Raw genomic sequence first — 20,141 nt, 5'->3', positions numbered from 1 at the left:
TGCTGTGTAAATGCCAGAGCACAGGCAAACGATTCGGAGAGACGTCATGTTGAATGCCAAAAGCGGAATAGCGGATCTGTTGCAACCCGTGGGGGGCGCTGGTAGCACCCGGCGTCAGGACGCCGGCGGCCAGGATTCCTCCGGGCTGTTCGGCGATGCCCTGAAGGGGCAGATGAACCAGGCGGCCGAAGGAAGGAAGCCGGTGGTGCGGGAGGCGGTAAAGCCGTCCGGCACGGAAAAACGCGCTGATTCCGCCACGCAGGAGCGTGCTGCGGCAAAAACTGCGCGCTCCGACAAGGCGCCAACGGACTCGGTGAAAACTACCCCTGCCACGGCGGCGGAGACCTCAGCCGACGAGGCGGCGCCCAGCGAAAACGCCGCACCGGTCATTTTGTTGTTCCCGCAGGATACGGTGATGGAGTCGCCGTCCGTTCTGGCCGATGACGTGGCGTTGCCGGCCGAGACCGCGGAGAGCGGCAATTTCTTGCCGCCCGCCGTGCCGGTGATTGCCGCCGATACGGCCGAGGTCGTGGCAACCGAGGTGGTGGAGGAGGCTGACACCGCCGAGCTGCCGCGCTGGATGCATGCGCTGGCGGCGGCAGGTCGCGGTCGTGAACAGGCGGTCGTAAGCCGCGCGGCGCAGCAAGAGCCGGGGGCTGTCACGGAGGGAGATTCCCAAAGCCCGGCCTTTCTCAAGAGCTTGCAGGCGGTGACGGCGCAGTTGGACGGTCAGCGTAGCGACGGCGGTAGCCGTCAGGGCCAGAGTCAAGGTCAGGGCGCCGAGGCGTTGTTCAAGCTGGCCGGTCTGACCGTATCGAAGGAGATGCCAGCGCCGCCGATGAATATGGCGGCCTCGACGGTGAGCACCGTTGCGGCCGCAGGGCCGACAGCAGCGCCTGCCGCGCCGCCGGTGCAGACGCTGGCCCTGGATGTACCGTTGCGCCAGGCGGGTTGGGATCAGGCCATGGCCGAGCGTGTGGTGTGGATGGCCAAGCAGGGCTTGCAGGAGGCGCAGATCCACCTCAACCCGCGCAATATGGGGCCCATCGAGGTGCATGTGTCGGTGCAGAAGGATCAGGCCTCGGTGGCCTTCGTGGCGCACCATGCGGTGACACGCGAGGCGCTGGAGGCGGCCATGCCGCGCCTGCGTGACATGTTGCAGGATGGCGGTCTCAATCTGGCGCAGTCGGAGGTGTCCCAGCATGACCGGCAGCGTGAGCAGGCGGCCGGTTTCGGCAATGGGCACGAACGTGGCCAGCAGGGCCAGGGAGGAGCCGCAGGCAACGATGAGGTCGTCGTCGCGGAAACGCCGTTGCGTGGGGGCGCCGGCCTGGGCGAGGTGGATTACTACGCCTGAGGTGGTTTGGTACGCTGACAAGGCCCGGGACGGCGGCGCTGTCCCGGGCCTTTTTGTTTCTCTCCTGTGCCATAATCGCAGGCACCTTCCAGATGCCCAGACGCCTGCATGTACACAGCCCAGGGAATACGCCGTGATGACGAATTGGTGACGCGTTATGCGCCGCTGGTGAAGCGTATTGCCTATCACCTCATCGGCCGCCTGCCCGCCAGCGTGATGGTCGACGACCTGATCCAGGCCGGCATGATCGGCCTGCTGGATGCGGCGCGCCACTACGACGAGGCGCAGGGCGCCAGCTTCGAGACCTATGCCTCCATCCGCGTGCGCGGCGCCATGCTGGATGAACTGCGCCGCAACGATTGGGCGCCCAAGTCGGTGCATCGCAAGGCGCGCGACGTGGCCGAGGCGGTGCAGCGGGTAGAGGCGGACACCGGACGTGATGCCACCGACAAGGAGGTGGCGCGCGAGATGGGGATATCCCTCGACGAGTACCACCAGATCCTGCTCGACGCCAGCACCTGCAAGGTGGCCAATTTCGAAGACCTGGGTCTGGATGAATCGGCCATGGGCGATGGACAGCCGGACGCCGAACCGGCGCCATTGCGCGCGATTCAGAATGAGCGCTTCGCCACCAGTCTGGCCGGCGCCATCGAAACTTTGCCGGAGCGCGAGCGACTGGTGCTCAGTCTGTATTACGACAAGGAACTCAATCTGAAGGAGATCGGCGCCGTGCTCAATGTCAGCGAGTCGCGCGTCAGTCAGTTGCTCGGTCAGGCTCATGTGCGTCTGCGCGCGCGACTGGGCGACTGGTTGGGCAAATAAACGTTACTCTTTGCCCATGAACCGCAGCCCTCTTTCCCGCCGCAAACCCCAGCCGCACCCGTTATGGTTGTTCGAGGAGAACTATCTGTTGCTGCGTCGTTTGCTGCCGCGGCTGCGGCCCGGTGCCTGTTTTGTTTTGGGCTCCCATAGCGGCGCGCTGCGCGTGGTGGTGGAGGAGGATACCGGCCCGTATACCACCCATCTCACCCTGACCACGCCCTTTGGTGGCGACGGTCAGTTGCCGCCGCCGCTGCGGCTCAAGGTCCGTATCTATCACGATGCGCGCCTGGCCGAGGTGACCGGTTACCAGGACTGTGCCCACATCCCGCCGCCCTATGCCGCACGCATGGCGGAGGGGTTTCAGCGCGACGAGCGCCACCAGGTGAACCGCCTGTTGCATGATATGTTGCAGCAGTGCCGCCGCCACGGGCATGTGGCCGTCGAGCAGTCCTGAGTCTTACCCCTTCGTTCCCTCTTTCGACTTCATCGCCGCCAGCTTGTAGGTCGCGCCGGCGCCGGCGCATATCACCCCCGCCAGCATCACCGTGGTGACCACGCCCAGGTGCGTGGCTGTGTAGCCTGCCAGCAGGTTGCCCAGCGAGGTGATGCCGATGAACAGCACGGCAAACAGCGCCATGATGCGCCCGCGCAACTGGTTGGGCACCTGCATCTGAATCAGGGTGTTGATGGAAGTGGCCATGGTGGTGATGGCGAAGCCCAGCAGCAGCAGTAGGGGCAGGGCAAGCGGCAGCGTCGTGGTATTGGCGAACAGCAGCATGCCGGCGCCGGCGGTGAGGGCGGCGAGGGCGATGTTGTTGCTCAGGTGCTGCTGCCCGCCCAGCCAGGCCAGGCGCATGGCGGCGAGCAGGGCGCCGGCACCGGCGGTACCGAGCAGCAGGCCCAGTTGTCCGGCGCCGCCACCGAATACCTGATGGGCGAACACCGGCATCAGCACGGTATAGGTCGGCGCGGTGAGGCTGCCGACGGTGAGCAGGATCAGCGCGGCACGGATCGGCCGGTTATCCCAGGCATAGTCCAGCCCCTCGCGCAGACGGCGCCATTGGCTTTGCGCCGCCTCGCTGGCGGCACTGCGCCCCGCGCTGAGGTGCAGCAACCCCCACAGCACCGCCAGGAAACTGAGCGCATTCAGCAGGAACACCGGTCCTTCGCCATAGGCGGCCACCAGGGCGCCGGCGATGGCCGGGCCGGCGAAGCGCGCCAGGTTGAAGATCGAGGAGTTGAGCGCGATGGCGTTGGGCAGGTCCTGCGCCGGCACCAGTTCGGCAAGAAAGGAATGCCGGCTGGGCATTTCCACCGCATGCACCAGGCCCAGCACGAAGGCCAGCACCACCACATGCCAGGTTTCCACCCAGCCGGCGAAGACCAGCAGGGCCAGCAGCAAAGCCTGCACCATGGCCACCAACTGGGCGGCGATGAGCAGCGAGCGGCGTGGCAGGCGGTCCGCCAGCATGCCGCCGGCCAGGCCGAACAGCAGCACCGGCAGCATGGCGGCGAAGGCGACCACACCGAGCAGCAGGGTGGAATGACTGAGGCGGTAGACCAGCCAGGCCTGGGCCATGTTCTGCATCCAGGTGCCGGTGATCGAAATCAGTTGCCCGAAGTAGAACAGGCGGAACTGCGGGTGGCGGAGGGAGCGGAACAGATGCGACAGCATGGGGTTGCGGCAGGCGGAAGGTGAGACGCGATTATACCGCCGCTTGACGGGTAACGTCGTGGCGGCTAATCTTGACTAAAACACTTAGTTATTAACCCTGCCTTGGGCAGGGGTGCGTATTCAAGCCAATTTGAGGTGCGACATGGCATACAGCGACAAGGTCATCGATCACTACGAAAATCCGCGCAACGTCGGCGCCCTAGACAAGGAAGCGCCGGATGTGGGCACCGGCATGGTCGGCGCGCCGGCCTGCGGCGACGTGATGCGCCTGCAGATCAAGGTGCGCGCCGACGGTGTCATCGAGGATGCCAAGTTCAAGACCTATGGCTGTGGCTCGGCCATTGCTTCCAGTTCTCTGGTGACCGAATGGATGAAGGGCAAGACCCTGGATGAGGCGGCGCAGATCAAGAACAGCCAGATTGCCGAGGAACTGGCCCTGCCGCCGGTGAAGATTCATTGCTCGGTGCTGGCCGAGGACGCCATCAAGGCGGCCATTGCCGACTACCGCAGCAAGCAGTAAGTCGTCTCTCCCCCCTCTTGGACGACAGCGCGGCGATGCCGCGCTTTTTTTTACTTTTCGCATTTCTGCCATACTACGTGCGGTTATCATCGGTGGAGCCCCCATGAATCTGCCCTATGTCCTCCTGCCCGCCTGGCTGCATTGGATCGCCACGGCACTGTTTGTCCTGCTGCTGTTCAAGGCGGTGCGCCGCGCACCGTGGCCGCGCTTTCGTAACAAGGAACTGCTCCACGTACTGCTCGGCAGCTGTGTCCTGCTGCTGCTCATCTGGAGCCTCAAGGCCGGCATCAAGCCGGGACTCACCTTCCACCTGCTCGGCGGCACCCTGTTCATGCTCATGTATGGCTGGGAGGTCGCTCTGGTTGCCATCAGCCTGGTGCTGGCCGGCAGCGTGCTGAACGGCGTCATACCCTGGCAGTCCTTCGCCATCAACGCCCTGGTGATGGGCGCGTTGCCGGTCCTGTTCAGCCATGCCGTCTATCGTCTGGCCGTCTGGTATCTGCCGCATCATTTCTTTGTCTATACCCTGGTGAATGCATTCTTCTGCGCCGGCCTGGCCATGGCGCTCACGGTAACGGCTGGCTCGCTGCTGTTGGTGGGGTTTGGGCCGTATAGTCTGGACGTCGTGATGCGCAACTACCTGCCCTATGTGCCACTGATGATGTTCGGTGAAGGATTCATGACCGGCATGTTGATTACCGGCATGGCCTTGATGAAACCGCACTGGCTGATCACCTTCGATGATCGGCGCTACATCGCGGGCAAGTGAGAGCGGCAGGGGAGACTGCGCAGGCTCATCTGCTTTCGGGGTCGGTTCAGTTCCTGAACCCGGAATCCAACCTGCGTCTGTTGCCACAACCAGTAACACACCCATTTCTCCCCATTCCCGGGGCAAGGCGACTCACTACGCGGCGAATGGCGCCATATTCACCGCATATAATGCGGCGAATAACTTGCTCATGCGGAGATCGCGGCCCATAATCTCCGCATGAATAGCGGTGATTACCAATACATCTGGCAGTCCAAAGACTGGCCGAACTGGCACTTCGACCTGGCAGCACTGGCTGGGCCTATGGCTGAGGTCAGCCGCGCCCAAGGACTGTTGATGGGTCGCCTGGCCGACGTGGGCATGGCCCTGCGCGATCAGGCGAGCCTGGCGGCACTGACCGAAGACGTGGTCAAGACCAGCGAGATCGAGGGCGAGCAGCTCAACGTCGAATCCGTGCGCTCGTCCATCGCCCGCAGGCTGGGCGTGGACATCGGCGCGCTTGCGCCGGTCGATCGGCACGTCGAGGGCGTGGTCGAGATGGTGCTGGATGCCACGGCCAACTGCCAGGCACCGGTAACGCGGGAGCGTCTGTTCGGCTGGCATGCCGCGCTGTTTCCTACCGGCTACTCCGGTCTTGCCAAGATCAAGGTCGGCAGCTGGCGCGATGACGCCAGTGGCCCCATGCAAGTGGTGTCCGGCCCCATCGGCCGCCAGCGGGTGCATTTCGAAGCGCCGCCCGCTGATCGCCTCGAGGCCGAAACCGGCCGCTTCCTCGACTGGCTGAACGGTGCATCCAACGAGCCGCCGCTGATCAAAGCTGGCCTGGGCCACCTGTGGTTCGTCACCTTGCACCCGTTCGACGACGGCAATGGCCGTATCGCCCGAGCCATCGGTGATCTGTTGCTGGCCCGTGCCGATGGCAGTCCGCAACGCTTCTACAGTTTGTCGGCGCAGATCCAACACGAACGCAAGGCTTACTACGACATCCTGGAGCAGACGCAGAAAAATTTGCCGGGAGCAAATTTTCGCGCCAGCCCCGAAGGGGGCAGGCACAGGGATGTGCCTGACAACCGGTCGATGGACGTCACCGAGTGGCTTGCCTGGTTCCTCGACACGCTCCATCGCGCCGTCGATCAGGCGCAGCACACACTCGATGCCGTGCTGACCAAGACCCGGTTTTGGCAGCGCTGGGCGACCACACCTCTGAACGAGCGGCAGGTGAAGTTACTGAACAAGCTGCTCGACGGTTTCGAAGGCAAGCTCACCAGCAGCAAGTGGGCGGCCATCGCCAAGTGCTCGCCGGACACGGCGCTGCGTGACATCAACGACTTGCTTGCGCGGGGCGTGCTGCGCAAATCGGATGCAGGTGGGCGCAGCACCAGCTACGAGCTGAACGACCTGCCGGAGTAGTCGTGGCTGGAATTGACTTGGCTCGCGGGCGAAGACGCTATTCGATCTTGCGGTCGATCCGCCAGCGCTGTGGGATGAGCAGCGGGAGAGAGTCGGGCTCTGAGGTGGAGACACCACCTCAGCTCAACATGCCCTTGAGATACTTGAGCATCAGGAACAGATGGTACGGATCAGTCGGGCTGGGCTCGAATTCCCACGATTCGTACCACTGCCGTGCTGCGTCGTCCTTGGCATGGACCAACAGGCAGCGAATGCCGGCGATGTCGGCGGCCTGCGCGGTACGCAGCAGCGCATCCTTGAGCAAGGCCTGGCCCAGACCTTTACGCTGATGTTCCTTGTCCACGGCGAGCCGGGCCAGGATCATGACCGGCACCGGGTGGCGCGCCAGCCCCTTCATCACTCTCGACAACGCGGCTTCTGGATCGACGCTACCAACGGCCAGGCTGTAGAAGCCGACCACCACTTCACCCTGGCAGCAGACATAGGTCTGCGCGCTGTTGGCCTTCTGGTTGACGAGCGCGTGGCGCTGCAGGAACTGGTTCAGCGCGGCCTGGCCGCAGTCGAAAGCATCGACCTGATCCGTCGCCGCCAGCTTGCGAACAGAAGAGTAAGCACTGCTCAATCCAGAACCCCGGGTTCACGCAGCAACTTCTTCAGACGCGGCTTGCTTTGCACAGGCCGATCCAGTGCTTCTTGGAACGCCTGCCACTGTGTGTCGTCGAGCACGAACTGGCGACGATCCGCCAGCGTCTGCGCGGCCGCCGTCACCCCCGCGTCGAGCAGGAACTCGCTGACGTTCTTGTGGCAGGCGCGCGCGGCTTCCTGCAGCAGTTGCTTGACCGGCGTGCTGACACGAACGTCAATGCGTTCGGTCTTGGAACGATTCAGGGTGCTCATGGTGCCCCTCCGGACGGATCTTGGATGCCTCTATTGTAGGTGTCCGGACATTGTCCTGATAAGACGTTTCTTGTTTTGGCCACCATCCAAACACGTACTTCCGCGTTGCAATGTGTCGGTAGTGCTCGATAACTACCGATGAAACGCAACCGCAGCGTTTCCTTCGCCACCCGATGCTGCACAAATTCACTGGGAGCGAATTTGGACGACGAAGTCGGCCCCGCAGGGGCGAACCCCAGGGATGGGGTGAGCAATCCAACCGCTTGATTCGTCCGCGCGTAACCCTTTGATCCATATGAGGCTGCATTGCGGCCTTTATTCGCACCATCCTTGGCGCTCACCCTAACGGGCCGGCCTATGGCCGTTCGGCACCGCTCCTGCGGTGCTCGTGCGGACTTTGGGCCAGTTCCAGGGAGAGAGGCCGGAGCGAGGAATGGCCAGGAGAGAGTGGAATGCGGCGCGAAACTGGCTGACGGGCTGACCGGCGAAGTCCGCAGGCTTCCGCAGGAACCCCCAACAACACGCGGGAACCGGCGCGATCAGGCAAGACGTGCGCCGCAGGAGCGGCGCCGAACGTCGCGAAGCGACGGCCCGAAGGGTGAGCGCCAGGGATGGCGCGAATAAAAAACCCCAACCGAGAACGGTTGGGGTTTTGTTATTGGTGGTGGGTGGCTGACCATCTGCCGACCGGCCTCCCGAGCTTATGAGCACTGGCGCGGGTTGCTGCAGGCACTGGCGAATTCACACCTCACTTCAAATCTTCACTGCTGATGCGATACCCCATCGCCCGGTAGCCACGCTGCCGCTTGTCCCACATCCGCAGCAGCGCCGGGTGGCCGGTGTCCACGAAGTCGATGATCCGCACGTCGGTCTTGCTTGCGTGTTCCCGGTGCAGACGCCCGGCGTACTGCTGAAGCGTGCCCTTCCAGGACACCGGCATGGCGAGCACCAGCGTATCCAGCGGCGGATGGTCGAAGCCCTCGCCGACCAGCCTGCCGGTGGCCAGGAGGACTCGGGGCGCGTCAGGCGGCAGCGCGTCCAGCCGGGCGATGAGGTCAGCGCGCTGCTTCTTCGACATCCGGCCATGCAGCACGAAAGGCGCCGGTTCCAGGCTGCCGAGGGCCGCCTCGATGGCGTCGAGATGCTCCGTGCGCTCGGTCAGGACCAGCACCTTCCGCCGCTGCGTCAAGGCATCGCGCACCTCGGCGGCGATGGCCTCGGTCCTGGCCTGATCGTTGGCGAGATGTCGGAAGACGTCCTGGATCCCGGCATCTGGCGGGAGATCGATCCGCGCATGGCGCGAGCGCGGCACCACCTCCAGGTCGTGCGGTGCCCCGGCCGGGGTAGCCGCCGTGTGGCGGATCGGCCCGCACTGCATGAAGATGATTGGCTGCTGCCCGTCGCGGCGAATCGGGGTCGCCGTCAGGCCCAGCACGTATTTCGCCTTGGTCCGCTTGAGGATCGCGTCGAAGGAGACTGCGCCGACGTGGTGGCACTCGTCGACGATCACCTGCCCATAGTCCTCGACCAGCGGGTTCACCTCGCCCTGGCGAGACAAGGACTGCATCACGGCGATGTCGATCCTGCCGGTGGGCTTGGCCTTGCCGCCGCCAATGGTGCCGACCATACCCTTGCCGACGCCCAGAAACGCCTGCAGCCGCTCCTGCCACTGCTTGAGCAGTTCGGTTCGATGAACCAGCACCAAGGTATTGACGCCCCGGCGCGCGATCATCGCGGCGGCCGTCACCGTCTTGCCGAAGGCGGTCGGTGCGCACAGCACCCCGGCATCAAAGGGCAGCATCGCCGCGACGGCGGCTTCCTGGTCGGGACGCAGACTGCCGACGAAAGACACGTCCAGCGGCTGGCCGGCAACGCGTTCGTCTCTCAGGTCGCAGACGATGCCGTTTTCACGCAGCAGTGACAGGGCGGCATCCAGACACCCTCGGGGTAGCGCGATGTGCTGGGGGTAGTTCTCGGCGCAGCCGATGACACGCGGTTTGTCCCACACCGACATCCGCATCGCCTGCGCCTTGTAGAACTCGGGGTTCTGGAACGCTGCCAGCCGGATCAGGCGGTTGGCCAGCGCCTGCGGCAGTTTGGCCTTCTCGAAATAGATCAGGTTGGCCAGCGTCACGCTTAGTGACTTTGGCATCGGCCCGGGCAGCTTCTTGGTCGAAGTGCTCTCGCGTTTCCACGGCGTGGCCAGGTCTTCGTCGTCGATGAAGGTGACGTCCAGCGGATGGACGCCACCCGTGGCACGCAGGATGGTCGGCTCGATGTCGTGCGCGGCCATCGGCTGGATGGAGGCCAGGAATGCCCATTGGTCCGGGTATGGGCGCAGCTCGGCGTCGACGAACACGCTGAAGCCCCTTTCCCTCGGACCCTTCTGCAAGGGCAAGGCGATCAGATTGCCGAACCCACCTTTGGGCATCGTGTCCTGGTTCGGGAACAGCCGGTCGTAAGACGTGAGGCGGAGCTGCCGCGTGCGCGCGCAGGTATGACTGACGATGGCCGTGCCCAGGCGGCGGGCATCGCGCGCCGCCACCCGGTCGGCAAAGAACACCCAGACGTGAGCCCCCTGACCGGAGCGCGAAATCTCCAGCGCCGCCGGCACACCAAGCTCTGCGCACGACTGCATGAATGCCTGTGCATCATCCCGCCATTCGGCCTCGTCAAAGTCGACAGCCAGGAAGTAGCAGCTGTCGTCCTCCAACAGGGGATACACCCCGACCGTGTGATCGCCGGCCAGGTGCTTGTAGATCACGGCGTCCGACAGCGGGATGAGCATGCGATTGGCGCAATCGCCGCATTTGATGCGTGGCTTCTCGCACACGCCGGCGCGCCACTCATTCGCGCAGGCTGGCGCGTAGCCCGACTTGCCGGTGGTCTTGCTTTCCCATCGAACGGGGAACACGTCGGTGCGGCCGCGGAACAGGCGCCGGAAGAGCGCGACCTTTTCGTCGGTGGACAGTCTCGATGACTCCACAGGCGGCGGAGTGGGCTGCTGACGCGCACGCCACTCGATGCCGTGCGACTCGAGCAGTGCGATCAGACGGGAGTTCTCGGCGCGCAACGCCGAAAGTTCATCGCTGTCGGCCATCGTGCCGGCGCTCATGAATTGCGGCGTCTACCGGATCGATGCAAAACATGTCATGCCACTTGAAGTTGCGCCTCGGATGGTCCATCCGTCCGGGCAATCGCCAGCTTTTAATGTCCCGCCGAAAACCAGACATCGAGACTGCCATCGGTCGGAAGGACCAGCACGCGCTCGCGCAAGCAGAACGGCAGCACCCATAGCCGCAGGCTCTTGGACTTCGGGAAATTGAACACGGGCAGCGCCCGGTCGAAGGCATCCGTCCTCGGAAAGATCAGCACCACGTCTCCCTGACCATCGAGGTAGCTCTGACCATAGGCGTGCAGCTGATAGAAGTCACCCTGATCCAGTCCGTACTTGTCGGCACCCGTCGCCTTGCTGTCGTCGAGCAGCTTCCATTTCGTGTCGAGCACCAGGCGGTTCTTGCCCGCTTCCTGGACGAGCAGATCCGGCTTCAGGCGAAACCAGTCCTGCTCCTGATGCCGAACCAAGGAGAAGCTGCGTGCCTGCGTTCGCAGCGTGAACGGGGGCGCCAGCTGTCGAGCAAGATGCTTGGCGACATAGGCCTCGAACACCGCCTCCATCGGGAACAGCAGTGACGGCGCCCGATGACCACCCGCCCCGGTGAGTGGCGATTCATCTCCCAGGATCAGCCTTGCCCATGCCAGGGCATCGGCGTAGTGCCCCATACCGCGATCCAGACGAACCCTGGAGAAGTCCACGGCCGGTCGTTCCGACTGCGGCACCTCGGCGAACACAAAGCACAGCTCACGAGCGAGTTGCTGATGCGCCTGCGCCGCCGTCCACGACAGGGCGCGCCGAAGCGCTGCGTGCAGCAAGCGGTTCTCGGGCCGGTTGGTCGAGAACTCGTCGAACTCCGCAAAGAAGCGATCCCGTCGGCACAGGTTCTGCCGCAGGTGCATGGCCATCTGCAGTTTGCCGCGCAGCGCGATGACGTTGTCCTGACGCAAGCGATAGTCGTTGCGCAGGCCTCGCTTGACGATGTGCTCCACGGCGCGCAGGAACTCGCCAATGAACACCTCCAGCAAAGGCATGCGCGTGGCCACGAGCTTGGCGCTGTCGGTCTGGACGTGGCGGAAACCGCCTAGGCAGCGCAGCATCTCGACCAGCAGCCGGCGAGCCTGCGCATCACCACCGCCGATCGACTTGCCGACCTTCGGCAGTACCTCGATCTGGAAGCCATCCGGGGCGCGGATCACGCCGACAAAGCTGGTGACCTGAACGGCCCTGCGGCCGCGCCGCTGCGTGACACGAACCCAGGCCGATTCGCTCGCCTCGGCAGCACGCAGCGCCTGCGATTCCAGCCAGGTGAAGACGCTGGGCGGCACCGGGTGGAATCCACCGGTATCGGGCGCGCCGGGCGCCATCGCCACCAGCGCCTCGAACTCGTAGATCGTGATGCCGGCCATTCGCCCGCCTCGACCCTCAGGCGGTCGCCTGGTAGATCGCCATGTACGCCAGCGGCTGCGAGAACGCCGATTCCTGCAGGCTGTACCGCCGCTTGGTGGCGTAGCTGTCGAGCCCGTGGTCATTGCCGAACAGGGTGGACAGGTCCTGCTCGTGGTCAACGCTCTCGCGGATGAACTGGATCGCCGGGTCGCCCTTCTGGTTGTCCGCCAGCACCAGACGAATCTTGCGCCAGTCCTCGAAGAAGTACTCCTCCAGCAGCGGGACGATGCGGTGGCGGAATGTGGCGGCCAGGGCCTCGAACCGCGGCGGCCCGTCTTCGGAGTCTGCGAGGCCTGTGAAGTAGGCATGGCCGATGCAGTGGTCGCGGTCGTACAGCGCCTCGATGCGCTCGTTCATCCGCTGCAGCAGCAAGCGGATATCGATCACCCCCGCATCCGTCGTAACCACCAGCGCAGCCAGCGGCGCACTGTCTGGGTCAGCAGGATCCTTCTCGGCGCGCGTGTCGGGCATCAGCGGCACGAACTCGAAACGACGACGCAGGGCAGTATCCAGCAAGGCCAGCGATCGATCCGCCGTGTTCATCGTGCCGATGATGTCCACGTTGGCGGGCACGGAGAACTTCTCACCCGAATAGGCCAAGGTCACTTCCGCGGGCGGACTACTGCCATCGAGCGGGTCGCGCTTGTCGGCCTCAACCAGCGTGATCAACTCGCCAAAGATCTTGCTGATGTTGCCCCGGTTGATTTCGTCGATCACCATCGCGAACCGCTGATCGGGCGACTGACGCGCCTTGCGGCACAGCTCCTTGAACACGCCCGGGCGAATCTCGTAGGCCACTTCGCCTGCCTCCGCCTCGCCGGCCAGCACCGGCCGCAGGCCCTCGACGAAATCCTCATAGCCGTAGGACTGGTGGAAGGTGACGAAGCTGTAGCGCTGCACGGCGCCGGCGTCTTGCTGCCCCTGCTTGAGTTGTTCGACGAGCGCGATCAGATCCGCGCAGGCCTCTTGCCAGTCACCGGCAAACTGCCATACCGAGTCCACCGTCTTGTCGAACACAGCCGGGCTCAGGCGCTTCTTCATCTTGACCGTCGTGGACTCGTCCACGGTGTGGTTCTGCAAGGTACGCCAGAGCGTCTGTCGCACATTGCGGTTTGACCCATTGGCCGCGGTGATGGCCTGGATGAATCGGTGCGCCGCGATGTCCGCCACCTTGGCTTTGCCGCCGAGGTCATACAGTGCGGCGGCTGCGCCCTCCCACCACTTGAGTACGGCGATCTTCTCGGCGATGAGCTGGCTTTGCCAGGCCTCGGTGGAGATCGATTTCGCCGGCTGCTCGTAGTCGCGCTTGAGCAACCGGGTCAGCGTGTACGTCTTGCCGGTTCCCGGTGGGCCGTAATAGATGCGGTTCACGCAGGTCGCGACGGGCTTGCTGGCCGTGATCGGCGTCGGCGCGTGCGCTGGTGCGGGCGTGTGTGTAGCGGCGGTTCCGAGACTGGCTGCCTCGATGGGTTCACCGGCCAACGCGGCCAATTCCGCCAAGTCCGTGCCGAAGTAAGGCTTGAGCAAGGTGGACTCGAACTCGGGCAGGTCGTGCGCACCCACCTGCCAGAAGGTCGAATTGCCCTGCGGCGACCATCCCTTGGAGTTGGCGGTGTAGCGATCCGTGCGCTGGGCGGGCTTGAGGACACGGTAGCTGCGCTGTAACCAGCCATCTCCCTTGTCGCAGGGCATGGCCTCCGAAGTGAACTGCCCGATGCGCTGCGGGCTGTTGCCGTGGCAGAGGAAGAACAGCGTGCCAACCGGCGCCTCGGCAAACTTCTTGCCTTGCTCCTTGCCGGTATCGCGATGCATCACCGCCCACTGACCCTCCAGGTATTGCTGGCGTTCGGCCTCGGTGAAATTGGGCGGGTTGCCGTGCGAGAGCTTCCAGATCGCCAGATTCTTCACGCTCCACGCCTCCCATACCTGACGGCCAAACTCCAGAATGCCGACATCGGGGGGCCGTCTCGCCAGCGCCGACTTTTGCAAGGTGGCCATGCTCTGGCTCGCGGTGCCGCCGACGAATACGGCCAACGGAGCCCGCTTGAAGATGTCCACGATCACCGGTGCCTGCCGGTCCTGGTAGTGGAAGGCAATCTTCCACTTGATGGCCTCACCCAGGTGATCGAAGGCCTGAATGCCATCGAGATCACCTTGGGCGGCGAGGTCCGCTACCTGCACGACGTGACCGCGCACCTTCTGAAAGGCCTCTTCAGCCGTCGCACCGAGCGATGAATACCAGCCGTGGGTGTCCGAGTAGCTCAGCTTGGTATCCGACTTCTTATCGTCGGTGTTGCCGCGCGAGAACACGCCGAACTTGAATGCCGACCCGCCCCAGATACTTCCCATCTCATCGAGGCGAGATTCGATCCAGTACGTGAAGCTGTCCTTCGAACCGGCCTGGGTGTACTCGTCCAGCGTCATCGTGGCCAGGCGGGTGCGCGGCCACGTTGCGAGGAACTCGTCCCACAGGGCGTACTGCCGCTGGAAGTCGCTCATCACAGCTTCTCCTCGATCCAATCCCACCGCTTGTCCTTGACCATCACGAAGCGGCAGCGCCCTTCGGACAGGTTCGCCCACAGGCCGCCGATCAACCGGTCATCTTCCGCGCCAGCCCAACGATCCGCGCCCTTGTACTCGACGGCGAGGATCGGGCCGGGCTGGTCTGCGCTGCCCGGCAGCTGACACAGGAAGTCAGGGTAGAAGCGCCCGTCGGCCTTCTGCAGGAAGAACGAACTGCCTTCGCGTCGAACGAGGTTGCGCACCCAGAACTGGATGCGTCCCTGCTGCGCTTGAATGTCCAGCCAGCAGGCGCACTCGAACTCCTCCTTGCTGTCGAAGTCGCCGATGCGGCCGTAGAAGTGCTTGCGGAAGTCGAAGTGCCCGAAACGGCCGTCATAGTCACGGCTGGGCGCGTAGGCCTGCGCGTGGAACTCAAAGGCGTACTGATCCGTCACCGCGACGCGCGATGCCGCATCGTCGCCAAACAGTGCCTGCTGGAACGCCTTGCCGACAGCCAGCCTGCGCAGCTCACGAATGCGTGCTTCCAACAGGTTGCGCAGCATGAACTTCTGCAGATTCGCACGGGCCAGCGTGAAGCCCTCACGGCGCAACAGTTCGGTCAGCCACTTGGCCACGAAGGCTTGCTTGCTCGCGTGGGTGAGTGACGGCTCCGGCAGATTCCGGCACAGCCACGTCGCGAGACGTACCTCGTCCCAGTGCTCGGGCTGATAGACCAGCCCCAGGTCACGCTGCAAATCGGGTAGGAATCGCGAGACGACTTTGCCGCTCTCGCCATCGACATCGATCTCGCCGCCTTCGGAGACCTTGAGGCCCGCGCCCAGCGCGGTGATGTCGTCACCTGTCGGCGCGGCGTCATACGTCGACAAGTCCCACGGGTAGTCGAGAACCTCCGGGTCGTCGAACAGTTGCAGCTCACCCTGCACGCGCAAGGCCAGCTGTGGCACGCGGAAGCGCTCCCCCAACTCGGCCGGCGTCTGGAAGAACTCGATGGCCGTTGTCCGGCTGATCTCGGCCGCCTCGACGATGGCCGCCGCCGCCGAATCGCTGGTTACCGAGGCCTTGAGCACTTCGGTCTCGTCCTCGGTAAGCGGCGTGGTGATGGTCAACGTGTTGAGCTTGCCGTCCCAGCTCACCTTGTCGCGCACCGGCTTGGGCACTCTCTTGAGATCGGGCTTTTCCGTCAACGTGATCGCCACTGGCCGAACCACAACGCGCCCGGCGTGGCCTTCCAAGTCCAGCCGCGCCTGCTCAGCCTTGGCTGCGGTGACGAACTCGGTCACCTCCCGTCGTTCGAAGCCCGCGCCCGCCACCAGACGGTCTCTCAGCGCACCTGCCGTCTCGGCAAAGTTGCGTGAGACCACGAAGGCGTAGGACTGATTCAACGCCTTGGCCTGCCGATGGCTGGCGCCGGGTTGACGCAACACGCGCCCGAGCAACTGCTCCACTGCCGTGGCCGATGACAGCGAGGCCATGCTGACCAGGATGTAGGCAAACGGGCAGTCCCAACCCTCGGCCAACGCCTTCTGGGTGATGACGAACTTCACCGGGCAGGCCGGGTCGGCAATGCCCAGCTTGTAGTCGGCGTCGATCTGCTCCAGCCCCTTTTCCTCGCCGGTGGCCACGACGATCTCGCTGGCCGGAATGCCGTGGTTGGAGATCAGCTCGTTCTTCACGCGCTCAACGTCCAGCGTCTCCACCCCCGCGCGTCGTGGCTCCGCCTGAATCAACACCAGCGGCCGCAGGTAGGGGCTGCCCGCGCGGCGTTCCTCATCGGCCAGCTTGTGCAGGGCATCGCGCCGGCCGATGGCATCGGCCAGGCACTGTTGCCAGTTCGGCTCGGTTTCCAGGACCACGGGCAGCTTGATCATTTCCTCCGCCTTCAACTCGGCGGCGGAGACGCTGTGCAGCACGTTGCTGGGCGTGCGCTCCAGGTCGGGCGTGGCGGTCAGCTCCATCACGCCGCTGGGGCGGAAGCGCGCCAGCATGTCGAAGGCCAGTTCGGTGCGGCTGTTGTGTGCCTCGTCCACCACCACGAAGGGCCGGCGCAGCCGCAGCACGTTGGCCAGCGAGCACGGCGTCGTGCGTTCGGCACCTTCGCCGTCGCTCAATAGGCCGTCGCGCTGCGTGGGCGACAGGTTGTCGAAGTGGTGCATCAGCGCGCCGCTGCTCTGGTACACCTTGCGGGACTCTTCGTCCTCCACCTGAAACGCCTGCCGGGTGGCGACGATGATCGTGGTCGAGGTGTCCAGCGTCGCACGGGTCACGCTCTTGGCCTCGTCGAGATCCATCACCGTGATGGGCCCGGCCTCTCGCAGCGCCGCGTGGTACGGATGCAGGCGGTCGCGCAGGGCCCGCAAGGTCTGCTCGCGGATGGGCTTGCTCGGCACCAGCCACAGGATCACGCTGTGCTCGCAGCGCAGCAGATGCGTATTGACCAACGCCACGCTCTTGGCCGCCAGCCAGGTCTTGCCGCCGCCGGTGGGCACGCGCAGGCAGAAGTACGGCATGTCGGGCGGAAAGCCCGAAAGCGGGTTGTACGCATTACCACGCCCCCACAGCCGCTCCGTGGTGGCGGTGAAGGCGATCGACGGCGACGGCAGTTCGTGGCAGGCCTTGAAATAGGCCTCGACGCTGTCGAGCACCTGCTGCTGGTAGGTCTTGGGCGCGAACGTGCTCATGCTTTACACCTCCAGCGCGTAAGGGGTTTGCTTGAAGGTGATGCCCTCGCGTGCTGTGCGGGCCCCCATGCGGTTGGCAGCGGCGTAGATCACTTTGGGGCCGGGGAACTTAGGCAGCACATCGAACACCGGGCCGGTCAGCACGTTGCCGCCAGCGACAGAGCGGTCTTTGAGGATGCCGTTGTAGAGCAGGTAGATGGCGCGGCCCTCGTGCACGCCGAGCAGTGGCGAATCGGCGGTGCCGGTGAAGCCTGTGCCGGTTTCGGCAAACCAGACGAACTCGGCCAGTTGAGCAAAGGTCACGTCGCGGCGAATCTGGCCGTCGGCATCGAACAGCGGTTCGGCGGACAGACGACAGAACTGGAAGCCGCTGCCAAGGCCAGTCACCGCTTGCCCTTTGGCATTGGTGTAGCCCAGCGCGGCGCGCCGCACGCGTTCGGCGGTGACATTGCGGGCGATGTTTTCATCCATTTCGACCAGGATGAAGCGACGCTTGCCGCCGTCCTCGGCGTTTTGCTTGAGCACGGCATGGGCCGTGGTGCCGGAGCCGGCGAAGGAGTCGAGGATGAGGGAATCCTTGTCGGTGGCGATTTGCAGGATGCGCTGAATGAGCCGGGTGGGTTTCGGCGTGATGAAAACGTCGTCAGACGTGTTGAAGTCGACCAGTTCGAGCAGTTCTTTTTTCGCTTCCTGAGTGTGCCCGACATCTTTGTAAAACCACATTGTCTGTGGCACCACGCCATCCTTTACATCGGAGAGATAGCGCTTGAGGCGAGGCATATTGTTCCCAGACTCGCCCCACCAGATACGCCCCTCTTGATTCAGGCGGTCGAAGTTGGCTTTTGATACTCGCCAGTACATTCCTTTTCCTGGACCGGATATGACTCGACCAGATGGGCAGGTGACCGGGTAGGTTCCTTCAGAGTAGTAGTTGCGTGCTTGCAAGTCGCCCGATGTCCATGGGCCACGTGGGTCATTATCCGGATTCTTATATCTCGCGCTCGCGCCTTCGTCACGAGGAATCAGGTTAGGGCGCCAACTGTCCGCGTTTAAAGCGTAAATGACAATGTAATCGTGATCCTCAGAAAAATGGCGAGCAGAGTTCTTCGGCGCAAAAACCTTCTGCCACAGGACGGTCGCCACAAAATTTTTCGCCCCAAAAATCTCGTCCATCACCAACCGTAGCGCGGCCACTTCGTTGTCATCGATGGATACGAAAATCGCGCCGTCCTCGCGCAGGAACTGCCGCAACAGCACCAGGCGCGGGTACATCATGCACAGCCAGCGGTCGTGCCGGTCCAGCGTCTCGCCTTCCTTGCCAACCACCTCACCCAGCCACTTGCGGATCTCCGGGCTGTTGACGTTGTCGTTGTAGACCCAGCCCTCGTTGCCGGTGTTGTAGGGGGGGTCGATGTAGATGCACTTCACCTGGCCGGCGTAGCGCGGCAGCAGGGCCTTGAGCGCATGCAGGTTGTCGCCCTGCACGATGAGGTTGCCGCTGCCGCTGTCGCCGCAGGAGAGCTCGGGCACCGGCTCCAGGAGACGGAAGGGCACTTCCTTGTGATGCTTGACGACAGCTTCCTTGCCGATCCAGTTCAGTGTGGGCATGGCGCATCAAAACCTTCAGTTCTTGCGGGCGTTGTTGCCGCCCGCGCTTTGTTCTTCATCCGCGCCTCCGGCGCGCACCCAGTCGTCCACTTCGGACAGCTTGAACTTCCACAGGCGCCCAACGCGGTGCGCCGGCAGCCCGCGGTGCTCGCGCCAGCGGTACACGGTGTCCTTGGCCACGCCCAGGTGTTGGGCGACCTGCTCGACGGAAACCCACGGTTCTGTGGTCATGGTGTCCGCGCTTGCCAACTGGAAGCGCCTCAGGTGGATTAAACCGGATGAAAGTCTATCAGCCGAAACGTGATCGCCCAAGCTTGGCTTCGGGGCGGAACAGCGCGTGAATCAGGGCGTCGCGATCAACCCGGAGACACCGATGCGCCACAACGACCCTCGCGCGGCCTACGCCGCGCGCACCGTGCAGATCCACGCCAAGCTGGCGCGGCTGCAGCAGCTGGCCGACGACCACTTCGGCCACGACCCCGACGCCGTCCACTGGGGCCACGTCGGCGACCTGGGGCGGGTGGAGCAGGCGCTCGACGACCTGCTCGCCATCTTCGACGGTCGGTCCGAGTGACGGAGGCCGCGATGGAAACCCTGCCCAAGCTCACCCCGACCCAGGCCCTGCTACTGCGTGCCGCCGCCCGCCGCGCCGATGGGCGTGTGATTCCGCCCGCCAACCTGCGCGGCGGCGCGCGGGCCAAGGCGATGACGGCGCTGATGCGGCGCGAGTGGATCGAGGCCAGTGACGGGGGCTTCGTGGTGACCGACGCCGGCTACGCCGTGGCCGGGCGCAAGCGGCCCGCCCCGCCGACGGCAGAGGGCCTCCAAGAAGTGGACACCCCTGACGACCTCCAACTTCTGGAGGGCATCCCGGTCCGCCCCGGCACCAAGATCGCCGCCCTCGTGTTGGCGCTGCGCCGCCCGCAGGGGGCGACCAACCTGCAGCTCATGCTGGCCACCGGCTGGCAGCCGCATTCCGTGCGCGGCGCGATCTCGGGCCTGCTGCGCAAGCGCCTGGGCCTGAACGTGGTGCTGACGCACAACGCAGCCGGCGAGCGGGTGTACCGCATCGGCTGACGGTCAGCCGCGCCGCAAGGGGTCGGAGTTCAGGTCCGACCCTTGGGGTACGCACGAGCTGCGTACCCTGGCCGTCCTTCCTGTCGCTGGCCGTGTCGGCGGCGCCGGCCTGCAAACCGCAAACCCTGCAAACCTTGTTTTCTGGTCGGACGGTAGCGAAATGCTGCGCTCGCGCCCCCCGCATGGCTTTTCGGCCAGGAAGGACCCGTGTCGTCTGGCTGGGGCGTCGTTTCCGTGCCCG

At 64.5% G+C, this 20,141-nt stretch carries 17 protein-coding genes; 8 read left to right on the top strand and 9 right to left on the bottom strand.

What is annotated here, in order from left to right; all coding sequences use genetic code 11:
• The first annotated feature begins 46 nt into the window (after positions 1 to 46).
• The 3 genes from ACMV8A_RS13320 (at position 47) to ACMV8A_RS13310 (ending at position 2,633) form a co-directional block, all read left to right on the top strand.
• Positions 47 to 1,357: a flagellar hook-length control protein FliK gene (locus ACMV8A_RS13320; protein WP_495326362.1), complete on the top strand. Its 1,311-nt coding sequence runs from the start codon at positions 47 to 49 to the stop codon at positions 1,355 to 1,357.
• A gap of 108 nt (positions 1,358 to 1,465) precedes the next feature.
• Positions 1,466 to 2,179: an RNA polymerase sigma factor FliA gene (locus tag ACMV8A_RS13315; protein WP_495326361.1), complete on the top strand. Its 714-nt coding sequence runs from the start codon at positions 1,466 to 1,468 to the stop codon at positions 2,177 to 2,179.
• Between the two features lie 16 nt (positions 2,180 to 2,195).
• Positions 2,196 to 2,633 (top strand): DUF1249 domain-containing protein, encoded by a 438-nt coding sequence (locus ACMV8A_RS13310; RefSeq protein WP_495326360.1) that lies wholly within the window; start codon positions 2,196 to 2,198, stop codon positions 2,631 to 2,633.
• A gap of 3 nt (positions 2,634 to 2,636) precedes the next feature.
• Here ACMV8A_RS13310 and ACMV8A_RS13305 read toward each other — a convergent pair whose 3' ends face one another.
• Entirely contained in the window at positions 2,637 to 3,854 is a 1,218-nt protein-coding gene (locus tag ACMV8A_RS13305) for an MFS transporter (protein WP_495326359.1), read from the bottom strand.
• A gap of 142 nt (positions 3,855 to 3,996) precedes the next feature.
• Between ACMV8A_RS13305 and iscU the strand changes: the two genes are divergently transcribed.
• The 3 genes from iscU (at position 3,997) to ACMV8A_RS13290 (ending at position 6,553) form a co-directional block, all read left to right on the top strand.
• Positions 3,997 to 4,374 (top strand): Fe-S cluster assembly scaffold IscU, encoded by a 378-nt coding sequence (iscU, locus tag ACMV8A_RS13300; protein WP_495326358.1) that lies wholly within the window; start codon positions 3,997 to 3,999, stop codon positions 4,372 to 4,374.
• Positions 4,375 to 4,477: 103 nt separating this feature from the next.
• Positions 4,478 to 5,143 (top strand): energy-coupling factor ABC transporter permease, encoded by a 666-nt coding sequence (locus ACMV8A_RS13295; protein WP_495326357.1) that lies wholly within the window; start codon positions 4,478 to 4,480, stop codon positions 5,141 to 5,143.
• 219 nt (positions 5,144 to 5,362) lie between these two features.
• Positions 5,363 to 6,553, top strand: a complete 1,191-nt coding sequence (locus tag ACMV8A_RS13290) for a Fic family protein (RefSeq protein WP_495326356.1) — start codon at positions 5,363 to 5,365, stop codon at positions 6,551 to 6,553.
• Positions 6,554 to 6,671: 118 nt separating this feature from the next.
• Here the strand turns inward: ACMV8A_RS13290 and ACMV8A_RS13285 are convergent, their stop codons facing one another.
• The 8 genes from ACMV8A_RS13285 to ACMV8A_RS13250 all read right to left on the bottom strand — a co-directional run bounded on the left by ACMV8A_RS13285 (position 6,672) and on the right by ACMV8A_RS13250 (position 19,054).
• A complete protein-coding gene (locus ACMV8A_RS13285; protein WP_495326355.1) occupies positions 6,672 to 7,175 on the bottom strand; it encodes a GNAT family N-acetyltransferase in 504 nt (167 codons plus the stop codon).
• Entirely contained in the window at positions 7,172 to 7,450 is a 279-nt protein-coding gene (locus ACMV8A_RS13280; RefSeq protein ID WP_495326354.1) for a type II toxin-antitoxin system TacA family antitoxin, read from the bottom strand. The genes ACMV8A_RS13285 and ACMV8A_RS13280 overlap by 4 nt, the downstream gene beginning before the upstream one ends.
• A 748-nt stretch (positions 7,451 to 8,198) precedes the next feature.
• Positions 8,199 to 10,550 carry a TOTE conflict system archaeo-eukaryotic primase domain-containing protein gene (locus tag ACMV8A_RS13275; RefSeq protein WP_495326353.1) on the bottom strand — a complete coding sequence of 784 codons (2,352 nt, stop codon included), beginning with the start codon at positions 10,548 to 10,550 and terminating at the stop codon, positions 8,199 to 8,201.
• 107 nt (positions 10,551 to 10,657) lie between these two features.
• On the bottom strand, positions 10,658 to 11,974 hold the full coding sequence (locus ACMV8A_RS13270) for an McrC family protein (RefSeq protein ID WP_495326352.1): 1,317 nt from the start codon (positions 11,972 to 11,974) through the stop codon (positions 10,658 to 10,660).
• Between the two features lie 16 nt (positions 11,975 to 11,990).
• Complete coding sequence (locus ACMV8A_RS13265) at positions 11,991 to 14,513, bottom strand: McrB family protein (RefSeq protein ID WP_495326351.1); 2,523 nt, start codon at positions 14,511 to 14,513, stop codon at positions 11,991 to 11,993.
• Positions 14,513 to 17,215: a DEAD/DEAH box helicase gene (locus ACMV8A_RS13260; protein ID WP_495326350.1), complete on the bottom strand. Its 2,703-nt coding sequence runs from the start codon at positions 17,213 to 17,215 to the stop codon at positions 14,513 to 14,515. Before ACMV8A_RS13260 ends, ACMV8A_RS13265 begins: the two co-directional genes overlap by 1 nt.
• A 3-nt stretch (positions 17,216 to 17,218) precedes the next feature.
• Positions 17,219 to 18,823 (bottom strand): site-specific DNA-methyltransferase, encoded by a 1,605-nt coding sequence (locus tag ACMV8A_RS13255; RefSeq protein ID WP_495326349.1) that lies wholly within the window; start codon positions 18,821 to 18,823, stop codon positions 17,219 to 17,221.
• A gap of 15 nt (positions 18,824 to 18,838) precedes the next feature.
• Complete coding sequence (locus tag ACMV8A_RS13250) at positions 18,839 to 19,054, bottom strand: helix-turn-helix domain-containing protein (RefSeq protein WP_226151836.1); 216 nt, start codon at positions 19,052 to 19,054, stop codon at positions 18,839 to 18,841.
• 106 nt (positions 19,055 to 19,160) lie between these two features.
• On the opposite strand from ACMV8A_RS13250, the gene ACMV8A_RS13245 reads away from it, so the two are divergent.
• Both ACMV8A_RS13245 and ACMV8A_RS13240 read left to right on the top strand, forming a co-directional pair.
• Complete coding sequence (locus tag ACMV8A_RS13245; protein ID WP_495326348.1) at positions 19,161 to 19,397, top strand: hypothetical protein; 237 nt, start codon at positions 19,161 to 19,163, stop codon at positions 19,395 to 19,397.
• An 11-nt stretch (positions 19,398 to 19,408) separates the two neighbouring features.
• A complete protein-coding gene (locus ACMV8A_RS13240; protein WP_495326347.1) occupies positions 19,409 to 19,900 on the top strand; it encodes a DUF3489 domain-containing protein in 492 nt (163 codons plus the stop codon).
• Positions 19,901 to 20,141 lie beyond the last annotated feature (241 nt).

The sequence above is a fragment of the Sulfurivermis sp. genome (assembly GCF_059410345.1).
The sequence above is the reverse complement of the archived record's forward strand: the minus strand, read 5'-3'. Positions and strand labels throughout refer to the sequence as shown.